The 9,682-nt window shown below is 40.5% G+C and carries 10 protein-coding genes; 8 read left to right on the plus strand and 2 right to left on the minus strand.

The window, feature by feature from the left end; translation table 11 throughout:
• Positions 1 to 173 precede the first annotated feature (173 nt).
• The 5 genes from PI95_RS33295 (at position 174) to aspS (ending at position 3,358) form a co-directional block, all read left to right on the plus strand.
• Complete coding sequence (locus PI95_RS33295) at positions 174 to 380, plus strand: type II toxin-antitoxin system ParD family antitoxin (RefSeq protein ID WP_272870719.1); 207 nt, start codon at positions 174 to 176, stop codon at positions 378 to 380.
• A 44-nt stretch (positions 381 to 424) separates the two neighbouring features.
• A complete protein-coding gene (locus PI95_RS33300) occupies positions 425 to 895 on the plus strand; it encodes a DUF29 domain-containing protein (RefSeq protein WP_039737623.1) in 471 nt (156 codons plus the stop codon).
• Between the two features lie 79 nt (positions 896 to 974).
• Positions 975 to 1,190: a type II toxin-antitoxin system HicB family antitoxin gene (locus PI95_RS33305; protein ID WP_039737625.1), complete on the plus strand. Its 216-nt coding sequence runs from the start codon at positions 975 to 977 to the stop codon at positions 1,188 to 1,190.
• The gene (locus PI95_RS33310) at positions 1,187 to 1,411 is read left to right on the plus strand and encodes a type II toxin-antitoxin system HicA family toxin (RefSeq protein WP_163519424.1); all 225 of its coding nucleotides are present in this window, start codon (positions 1,187 to 1,189) and stop codon (positions 1,409 to 1,411) included. Before PI95_RS33305 ends, PI95_RS33310 begins: the two co-directional genes overlap by 4 nt.
• A 159-nt stretch (positions 1,412 to 1,570) precedes the next feature.
• Positions 1,571 to 3,358: an aspartate--tRNA ligase gene (gene aspS, locus PI95_RS33315; protein ID WP_039737627.1), complete on the plus strand. Its 1,788-nt coding sequence runs from the start codon at positions 1,571 to 1,573 to the stop codon at positions 3,356 to 3,358.
• Positions 3,359 to 3,445: 87 nt separating this feature from the next.
• On the opposite strand, the gene PI95_RS33320 is transcribed toward aspS, so the two are convergent.
• Complete coding sequence (locus PI95_RS33320; protein ID WP_039737629.1) at positions 3,446 to 5,080, minus strand: glycosyltransferase family 39 protein; 1,635 nt, start codon at positions 5,078 to 5,080, stop codon at positions 3,446 to 3,448.
• A gap of 110 nt (positions 5,081 to 5,190) precedes the next feature.
• Positions 5,191 to 6,819 (minus strand): glycosyltransferase family 39 protein, encoded by a 1,629-nt coding sequence (locus PI95_RS33325; RefSeq protein WP_039737631.1) that lies wholly within the window; start codon positions 6,817 to 6,819, stop codon positions 5,191 to 5,193.
• Between the two features lie 266 nt (positions 6,820 to 7,085).
• Here PI95_RS33325 and PI95_RS33330 point away from each other — a divergent pair, with 266 nt between their 5' ends.
• The 3 genes from PI95_RS33330 to PI95_RS33340 all read left to right on the plus strand — a co-directional run bounded on the left by PI95_RS33330 (position 7,086) and on the right by PI95_RS33340 (position 9,495).
• Positions 7,086 to 8,330 (plus strand): glycosyltransferase, encoded by a 1,245-nt coding sequence (locus PI95_RS33330; RefSeq protein WP_039737632.1) that lies wholly within the window; start codon positions 7,086 to 7,088, stop codon positions 8,328 to 8,330.
• Positions 8,331 to 8,514: 184 nt separating this feature from the next.
• Complete coding sequence (locus tag PI95_RS37745) at positions 8,515 to 8,619, plus strand: hypothetical protein (protein WP_507236771.1); 105 nt, start codon at positions 8,515 to 8,517, stop codon at positions 8,617 to 8,619.
• 177 nt (positions 8,620 to 8,796) lie between these two features.
• Positions 8,797 to 9,495, plus strand: a complete 699-nt coding sequence (locus PI95_RS33340; RefSeq protein WP_039737633.1) for an alternative oxidase — start codon at positions 8,797 to 8,799, stop codon at positions 9,493 to 9,495.
• The last annotated feature ends 187 nt before the right edge of the window (positions 9,496 to 9,682 follow it).

Here is a 9,682-nt window from a genome sequence, read left to right on the forward strand (position 1 = left end):
AACATTAGTCACTAACACTCAATTTGTGTCTACGCACTATTTAACACTCATGACAGTAAATGGCAAAGCTTGCCATAATTATTGTAGAGAAACCAAAATACCCAAGCCAATGACCAGCATAAATATTTCTCTGCCTGATTCAATGCGTGCGTATGTAGATCAACAAGTTGCGAATGGTGGTTACAGCAGCGAAGCGCGAGTATTTCCGCGAATTAGTGCGTCAAGACCAAAAGCAAAAAGAAAATGAACGGCTCGAAGCAATGCTATTAGAAGGTCTGAATTCTGGAACTGCAACAGCGATGACAACTCAATATTGGGAAGACGTTCGTCAAGCTGTGCAAGAAAGACTCACCAAGCGTAAACAGCAATATCAAGGTTAATGAGTCAAGTCAATAAATGACTTATAATCAAATAGGATTGTTATATGAACAATCAATATGAACAAGATTTTAATCTTTGGCGAGAAAGCATTATTGAGCAGATTAAAGAACATCGGTTTAATGATATAGATTGGGAGCATTTGCTTTTAGAATTAGAAGACATGGGAAAAGCAGAGAAACGGTCATTTATGAGTAATTTAACGATACTGATTGCTCATTTACTCAAGTTAACCGTTCAATCTGATGCTCCTGAGATGATGAAACAAAGCTGGTATAGTTCTGTCACAGAACATCGTTTCCGAGTAAAAAAGGATTTGGAAGAAAATCCTTCTTTTAAAAACTATATTACTGAAGTGATTTCTAAGGCTTATGCGGATGGTCGCAAACTGGCAATCAAAGAAAGTAAAAATGCTAAATTTGCAGTTAGAAAACCTTCGGAAGAAGAATATCCTCTCGATTGTCCTTTTATTCTAGAAGAGTTATTAGATGAAGATTTTTATGGAGATAGTGATTAACAGTTATCAGTTACAGTCCAGTAGGGTGCGTTACGCTACGCGATAACACACCCTACATATTACTAAACAGTAATCCAAGATGACTAGAGAATTCAACGTGATTATAGAACGCGACTCTGAGGGCTATTTTGTTGCCTCTGTGCCTAGTCTTGCGGGATGTCACACCCAAGCCAAATCTCTAGACGAATTGATAGAGCGTATTAAAGAAGCTATTGAACTTTGTTTAGAGGTTGAACAAGAGAAAGCCGAAGCATTAGAGTTTGTTGGGGTTCAGAGAGTTTCTGTTCAAGTATGAGCAAACTACCAAGTTTGACTGGAAAGGAAGTAATTGCAGCTTTAAAAAAAGCAGGTTTTGAGGTTGCAAGAATCCGAGGTAGTCACCATTTTCTTATACATAGTGATGGTCGTCGAACCGTTGTCCCAGTACATTCTGCTGAAACTATTGGTTCTGGTTTGTTAGCACAGATACTCCGTGACTGCCAATTAAACCGTGAGGAATTCCGGGAACTATTGTAGAAATAGGCAAAACCCATCCTTACGGTTTAATTGGTTCGCTTTATCTATTGACGCTACATTCTGTCATTTTTTCTGCAATTGGATACGATTGATGCTAGATAATGGGAAAGCTTTGACATAAACTAGCCCATCTAGCTCCAGAAATAAGTATTAAGACCTATGCGAACTCACTATTGCGGCGCACTCCGTTCATCACATATTGGAGAAACTGTCACCTTGTACGGATGGGTAGACCGTCGCCGCGATCATGGGGGTGTGATATTCTTAGATTTACGCGATCGCTCTGGCGTTGTCCAAATTGTCAGCGATCCCCAACGTACCCCCAATTCTTACGAACCAGCAAACGCTCTGCGTAATGAATATGTCGTGGAAATCACAGGTAGGGTGACGCAGCGTCCGGAAGAATCGTTAAATACCCGCATCCCCACAGGCGAAGTCGAAATTTACGCAGATAAAATCGAACTACTTAACGCAGTTCGCAAACAGTTACCTTTTCAAGTTTCCACCGCAGACAGCGAGAATGTGCGGGAAGACTTGCGGCTGAAATATCGTTATCTAGATTTGCGACGCGATCGCATGGCACATAACTTACAATTACGTCATGAAGTTGTCAAAACCATGCGTCGCTATCTCGAAGATGTAGAAAACTTCATCGAAGTTGAAACTCCCATCTTAACTCGTTCCACCCCCGAAGGCGCACGCGATTACATCTTACCCAGTCGCGTCAGTCCCGGTGAATGGTTTGCACTTCCACAATCGCCGCAGCTATTCAAACAGATATTGATGGTAGCAGGATGCGATCGCTATTATCAAATTGCTCGTTGTTTCCGCGACGAAGACTTACGCGCTGACAGACAACCAGAATTCACGCAATTGGACATGGAAATGAGTTTCATGTCCCAAGAAGAAATTATCGAACTTAACGAAAAGTTAGTTTCGCATATCTTCAAAATAGTTAAAGGTATCGAATTACAACTTCCCTTTCCGCGTCTCACCTACGCCGAAGCGATGGAACGCTACGGCTGTGATAAACCTGATACCCGCTACGGTCTGGAACTAGTTAATGTTTCGGATGTCTTGAAAGACTCTGGTTTCAAAGTCTTTCGTGAAGCCGTTGCCAATGGCGGTATTGTGAAAATCCTACCGATTCCCAACGGCAATGATACAATTTCCAACGTCCGTATCAAACCAGGTGGCGACTTATTCAAAGAAGCTGCTGAAGCCGGTGCGAAAGGTTTAGCATACATCCGCGTCAGAGAAGATGGTGAAATCGACACCATCGGCGCAATTAAAGATAACTTAACACCAGAACAAAAGCAGGAAATTTTACGCCGTACCGATGCCAAACCCGGACATTTGCTATTATTTGCAGCAGCTGCGGCTGAAACTGTCAATAAGACTTTAGATAGATTGCGTCAAGTCATTGCCAGAGAATTTAAGTTAATCGATTCGGAAAAAATCAACTTGCTTTGGGTAGTAGATTTCCCGATGTTTGAGTGGAATGCTGACGAAAAACGCTTGGAAGCATTGCACCATCCATTTACAGCACCGCATCCTGATGATTTGTCCGACTTGAAAACCGCCCGTGCCCAAGCGTATGATTTAGTTTACAACGGCTTTGAAGTTGGTGGTGGTAGTCGGCGGATTTATCAACGAGAAATTCAAGAAGAAGTATTTGAAGCGATCGGTTTATCTCCAGAAGAAGCACAAAGTAAATTTGGCTTTCTTTTAGAGGCATTTGAATATGGTACACCGCCGCATGGTGGTATTGCCTACGGTTTAGATCGCTTGGTGATGTTGTTAGCTGGTGAAGAATCAATTCGCGATGTAATTGCCTTTCCGAAGACGCAACAAGCGCGTTGTTTGTTAACAGATGCACCTTCAAGTGTGGATGCAAAGCAATTGAAAGAATTGCATGTTGCATCGACTTATAAACCGAAGTCTTAAACTTCATCCGCGCTTCTTGAAAAGTTAGATCCCCGACAACTTATGCGAAGTCGGGGATCTGGACACCGCAAATTTTTACAAATCTAACTATTTGCTTAATTTCCAAAGAGCAAAATTTTCTGGATAAATGTTTTTTTCAATCTTGTATTTATGCTGGTTTTCAAGCTTATCTAAAAATACTTGCGAAATAGTATTGTAGTCAGGATTGTATAAAAAAACGTCACTGAAACTATTACTGAAATTATCAGAAATTTGCGCCACATTCGACTCATTCACCAACCGAAGCCGCACTTTTGGAGCCAGCACATGACTGAGAAACATTCCATGACCTATAGACGAGCTTCCCTCACAAGAAACAATTAAAAGTGGGTTGGCAGTTTGGTTGATAATTCTAACCATTTGAGGAGTATAAATGTTAAGAGCCTTGAGCCACCAAGTTTCTGCTTGAGAACTAATTGCACAAGACATGACTCCGGCTGAAATTAGCGTTACCGTGACAAGTTGCCAAAGCTTTTGTCTTTGGTTGTTAACAGTGGAGATAATTTGAGTTGCCAGCAGATATGCAACAGCAAGCTGAATACCCAAATAGGTAGGAATGAGATACCGAGAAGCTTGCGATCGCACTCCTCCCAAAATTAAATCAGGCATTGCTAGAGGTAGCGCTGTAACCCCAATCAATATCAATATAAATAACCAAATTCGCTGTTGTGTATTACGACAAAGAAAATAAATCGAATAGCCTACTAAAATTAAGATAACAGGAATCAAAAATTTAACTATCAATTTCAATACAGAGTCATTATAAACACTCCTCAAATCGTAGTTAAAATCAATAAAAAAATAGCTCAAGTTAACAATCCAAGATTTAATCAAACTTAAGTTGGGTATTTTATTAGATGTCCAGTCTGTTGTTTCATTAACTTTGCCTAAATTAGTAATAACAATTACTAGCCAAGGTGTGAAAGCTAAAAATCCTAATAAAGATGCCAGCAAATAAGCAATAACCCTCTGAGTGAATCTAAAGCGTTCAATTACGAATACATAAACACCATGAGCGATCGTCACTAACACAGAAAACAAAAATGTATACAGTCCTAATGCCACAGATATTGCATACATTAACCAACTAAACTTTGTTTCTACTCGCATTGCCCGTAGTAGTGTTGCACTAGATAGCAAAATTGTCACAGTCCACAAACTATACTCCCGCGCTTCTTGCGCGTACAAAACATGAAATGGTGACACAGCTATTAGTGCAACTGCAACCCATCCCACAAACGATGACTCAAATAATTCTAGACATAGCCAATAGATGCAGGGGAATACTAGCAAACTAATGATGGCAGACAAACTTCTTATTACCGCAACAGAACTGCCAAACAATTGCGCCCAAAATCGCGACAGCACATAATATAGCGGCGGATGTTGAGCGTTTTCTACTACAAAAGAGTTAATAGTATCTGTTAAAGTTTTTTCAGGAGTAAGACGTTGATATTTCTGTAAATCTTTAACCCCAATTTCTTGACCAGTGCAGACTTGCCCAACTGTTTCTGACATTGTGTAGCCAGAAATCCGTAATGAGGTAAGAGTCTCGTCAAACCAGTAGACTTTTCGCTCAATATTGACGAAGCGAAAAAATACACCCAATACTAATAAAACAATCACTAAAAATCGTAATACTTTGGGAGGAAATGCCCAAACAGGCGGCAAGTTACTGTTCATATACTAAACGTCTCTACAATATGTGTAATTTGCCGCACCTGATATAATTAAGTCAAATTAACGAGGATAACTCGGCATTACATAAAATTCTTTTCATGCGTCAATTATAACTATTTAGTTAGTTTCCAAAGCTGGAGCTTTTGGGGGTAAACATCCTTTTCTATCTTGTATTTTTGCTCTTTCTCAAGTTTATATTCCAATATCGGCAGGGGAGGATTGTAAAAAGGATTGTAGAAAAACACATCACTGAAAGTATTAGGAATTTTGGGGACATTTGACTCGTTCACCAACAGAAGCCGCACTTTTGGATCGAGCCGATGCGAAAGAGCCATTTCATCACCCAGAGGCCACGTTGCCTGACACGAAGTAATTACCAGTGGCTGGGGAGTTTGGTTGACGATCGCAACCACTTGGGGAGTATAAAGGTTAAGATCCTTATACCACCAAGTCTGTGTTTGAGAAATCATCGCACAGGATATGACTCCGGCTGAAATTAGCGTAACCATAACAAGCTGCCAAAGCTTTTGTCTTCTAATGGTAACGGAAGAAGAGAAAATTTGAGTTGCTAAAAGGTAAGAAACAGCTAGCTGAATACCTAAATAACAAGGGATTAAATACCGAGGGACTTGCGATCGTATCCCCCCGGAAATAAAATCTGGTATAGCTAAGGGTAGCGCTGTCACTCCAATCAATGTTAAGACAAACAACCAAACTTGCTTTGGAGACTTACGACAGAGAAAATAAATTGAATATCCGACAAAAATTAAGATAAAAGGACTTGAATATGCTACTAATAATTTCAACCAAGAGCCTTCAGCACCACGTATGGTATCGTAGTTAAAATCAACGAAAAAATAGCTAAGGTTAACAATCCAGTTTTTAATCAGAGCTAACTGACTTATTTTAACTTCACCTGTCCAGCCTGTTGTTTTATTAATTTGAGCCGATTGACTAAGAATAACTACTAACCAGGGCGTGAAAGCTAGAAATCCCACTAAAGGCGCAACTAGATAAGCAATAACCTTCTTAGTTAATCGAAAGCGTTCAATTGCAAACACATAAACACCATGAGCAACTGTCACCAACCCAGAAAAGAGAAATGTATATAGCCCCAATGCCACAGTTACTGCATACATTCCCCAACTGAGCTTTGTTTGTAGTCGCATTGCCCGTAGCAGTGTTGCGCTTGATAGCAAAGTTGTTAGACCCCACAAACTATACTCCCGCGCTTCCTGTGCGTACAGCACATGAAATGGCGACACAGCAAGCAGTGCAACTGCAACCGATGCCACGAGCGACGAGTTAAATAATTCCAGACATAGCCAATAGATGCAGGGTAATGCCAACACGCTAAACAGTGCCGTCAAACTTCTGGTTACTGCAACTGAACTGCCAAACCATTGCATCCAAAATCGCGTCATCACATAATATAGCGGTGGATGCTGAGGGTCTTCTACTGCTAGAGATTTAAGAGTATCTGTTAAGGTTCTTTCAGGAGTAAGATGCTGATATTTCTGTAAATCTTCAACACCAATTTGTTGACCATTGCAAAGTTGGGCGATCGCTTCTTTTTCTGTATAGCCAGAAATCCGTAATGAGGTAAAAGTCTCGTCAAACCAGTAAACTTTTCGGTCAATATTGACAAAGCGAAAAAATACACCCAATACTAATAAAACAATCACTAAAAACCGTAACCCTTTCGGAGGAAATGCCCAAACAGGTGGCAAGTTGCTGTTCATATACTAAGTTAAAGAGCCATTTTATACAAAGTCATTTGACAGTATTAGTTTGTTGGCAAGTTAAAGCTTAGTATAAAGAATAACGATAACTTTTTAATTACCTCTTTTGGCTGAAAATACAAACGAGAGCTACTAACTTTAATTTTTTGTAAAAAATATTACTTTTTGTATACGTCTTTTGGTAGAAAATTTTTAAGATTAATTCCACATACCTTTCCTCAAGCATAATTACTAACAACACCGTTTCCCCATATAGTCATTTCTGCATGAGTATCATTGAACCTGATTCACTTTTGTCAGTGCCAACTGGTGCATTACAGATTCCTGAATTACCGCCAAGTACAGTGGATGCAGGTAGTGAAAACATCCTCTTGTCTTTAGTGATTCCGACTTACAAAGAACGAGACAATATCAAGAATGTTGTCAGAATATTGAGCCAACTGCTAGATGAGTCTATCCCTGGAAATTACGAGTTGATTGTAGTGGACGATGATAGCCCAGACCGCACTTGGGAAGTTGCCGAGTCTCTAACGCGAGAATATCGGCAATTACGGGTGATGCGTCGTCAAAACGAGCGGGGGCTTTCAAGTGCAGTGATTCGCGGCTGGCAAGCAGCAAGGGGACGTGTTTTAGGAGTAATTGATGGGGATTTACAGCATCCGCCAGAGGTACTGACGCAATTGTTACGCGCCATTCAAAAAGGTGCAGACATGGCAGTAGCTAGTCGTCACGTAGACGGTGGTGGTGTAAGTAGCTGGAGTTTTATCCGGCGTTTCTTATCTCGTGGCGCTCAGTTGTTAGGGTTAATTATTTTACCGGATGTACTGGGTAGGGTATCTGACCCGATGAGTGGTTATTTTATGGTACGTCGAAGTTCCATAGCAGGTGCGACGCTTAATCCAGTAGGATACAAAATTCTCCTTGAGGTGATTGGACGGGGTAAGGTGCGCGAAATTGCCGAAGTTGGCTATGTGTTTTGCGAACGTGTTAAGGGTGAAAGTAAAGTCACGAGTAAGCAATATATCGACTACATACACCACTTAGTACGGTTAAGGCTGGGAACGGGACGGTTAGGAAAAATCAGTCAACGCATCAATTTTCCTGTTGGTCGATTTCTCCGTTTTGGCTTGGTGGGACTCAGTGGAGTATTTGTAGATATGACACTGCTTTACTTGCTCAGTGACCCAAGTACCTTGGCTTTGCCTTTAACTCGCAGTAAAATCATTGCGGGTGAAATTGCGATTATCAATAATTTCTTGTGGAATGATGTTTGGACTTTTGCTGATGTCTCTAGTGGGCAGTACGAATGGCGTCAACGCATGAAGCGATTTTTGAAATTCAACATTATTTGTCTTGCCGGTTTAGTGTTGAATGTGCTGGTGTTGAATTTGGTGTTTAATTTTATTATACAAAACCGCTATATCGCAAATTTGATTGCGATCGCTGTTGCTACTGTCTGGAACTTCTGGGTTAACCTTAAACTCAGTTGGCGCGTGACGCAAGTCAAATAAAGGATGAAGGATGAAGTAAGACCATTACTACAAGCACCATTATTTATTTATGGTGCAGAGAAAAAGCACATAAGATATTTCAATTCTTATGATTTATCGGTGGAGTCTTACTTTATACTTCATACTTCAGATGACATATCCGGAAATACTTACTTTTAAAAAGACAATATAGTGGCGTTTTTAGATGAAATTGGACGTGAAGCACTTGCAACAAAGAATTTTGCAGCAACCAAAAGAAATTGGCTATTTAACAATTTCTAATGCACTACAGTGGCGATCGCTTGGATAGCAGAATTATTCAAGTAGCAATTACGGCGACAACAGCAGGTGTAGAAAATCTGCTTGTGTAGACACGAATTTCTCAACATTTACCGGAATTTAATCAACTCAATCAGTATCAACAATGACAATAAACAACAATCAATGGCTGATTGACTTTTGATGATACCAGGCTGAAGGATAAAAAATGATTAAATTTCTCGTCAATTGCTTAGTTTTCGTTATCGACAAGTTATATAAAAAACGTCCTTACGCCCGTTTTTACGTTTTGGAAACCGTGGCGCGTGTTCCTTATTTTTCCTTCGTTTCAGTACTGCACTTATACGAAACTTTAGGGATATGGCGCAAAGCTGAATGGCTCAAAGTCCACTTTGCTCAAGCTTGGAATGAATACCATCACCTGCTAATTATGGAATCTCTAGGCGGAAATCGCCGCTTTATTGACAGATTTCTTGCCCGTTTTACAGCCTTGATTTACTACTGGGTAATTGTATTTTTATACATGCTTTCACCGCGTCACGCTTATTACTTCAGTCAATTGGTAGAAGAACACGCTTATCATACTTATGATAACTTTCTGCGTAGAAATGCACGATTACTGAAACAGCTACCCGCACCGATAGTTGCAATCAACTATTACCGCGATGGGGACTTGTATATGTTCGACGAATTTCAAACATCCCGTCGTCCTTTTGAACGTCGTCCGGTGATTAACAACTTGTATGATGTCTTTGTCTGCATTCGCGATGACGAAAAAGAACACGTTACAACTGCGATCGCTTGCCAACACCCACAAGCGCAAACAACTTTTAAAAGTCCCCACGCCGCTTATATAATTACTCTAAAAGCGAGTGCAGCAGACACACAGCGTGAAGCTGTTGGTTAGGGCTTTAAAACAAACCTCTCCCTGAATTTGGCTTTAGCCAAATTCGTCCCTCCCCTACTAGGGGACGGGATGTAAAGCGTAGCTTTGCGGGGGTTTCACAAACAATAGACACTCATTGACAGCCTTCATCCGAAAATGTCGTGGGGTGTTGAGGATCTAGTAAACAAGGCTGTCCATTTTTGTCCAG

Origin of the sequence: Hassallia byssoidea VB512170 (assembly GCF_000817785.2) — a bacterium.
In the GTDB taxonomy this organism is placed as follows: Bacteria; Cyanobacteriota; Cyanobacteriia; order Cyanobacteriales; family Nostocaceae; genus Hassallia; species Hassallia carrinoi.

Bases quoted from the DNA above. Each gene is read 5' to 3' on its own strand.
- PI95_RS33330 (WP_039737632.1), top strand. From the start codon at position 7,086: ATGAGTATCATTGAACCTGATTCACTTTTGTCAGTGCCAACTGGTGCA.
- PI95_RS33340 (WP_039737633.1), top strand. From the start codon at position 8,797: ATGATTAAATTTCTCGTCAATTGCTTAGTTTTCGTTATCGACAAGTTA.
- PI95_RS33295 (WP_272870719.1), top strand. From the start codon at position 174: ATGGTGGTTACAGCAGCGAAGCGCGAGTATTTCCGCGAATTAGTGCGT.
- PI95_RS33310 (WP_163519424.1), top strand. From the start codon at position 1,187: ATGAGCAAACTACCAAGTTTGACTGGAAAGGAAGTAATTGCAGCTTTA.
- PI95_RS33325 (WP_039737631.1), bottom strand. From the start codon at position 6,819: ATGAACAGCAACTTGCCACCTGTTTGGGCATTTCCTCCGAAAGGGTTA.
- aspS (WP_039737627.1), top strand. From the start codon at position 1,571: ATGCGAACTCACTATTGCGGCGCACTCCGTTCATCACATATTGGAGAA.
- PI95_RS37745 (WP_507236771.1), top strand. From the start codon at position 8,515: ATGAAATTGGACGTGAAGCACTTGCAACAAAGAATTTTGCAGCAACCA.
- PI95_RS33300 (WP_039737623.1), top strand. From the start codon at position 425: ATGAACAATCAATATGAACAAGATTTTAATCTTTGGCGAGAAAGCATT.
- PI95_RS33305 (WP_039737625.1), top strand. From the start codon at position 975: ATGACTAGAGAATTCAACGTGATTATAGAACGCGACTCTGAGGGCTAT.
- PI95_RS33320 (WP_039737629.1), bottom strand. From the start codon at position 5,080: ATGAACAGTAACTTGCCGCCTGTTTGGGCATTTCCTCCCAAAGTATTA.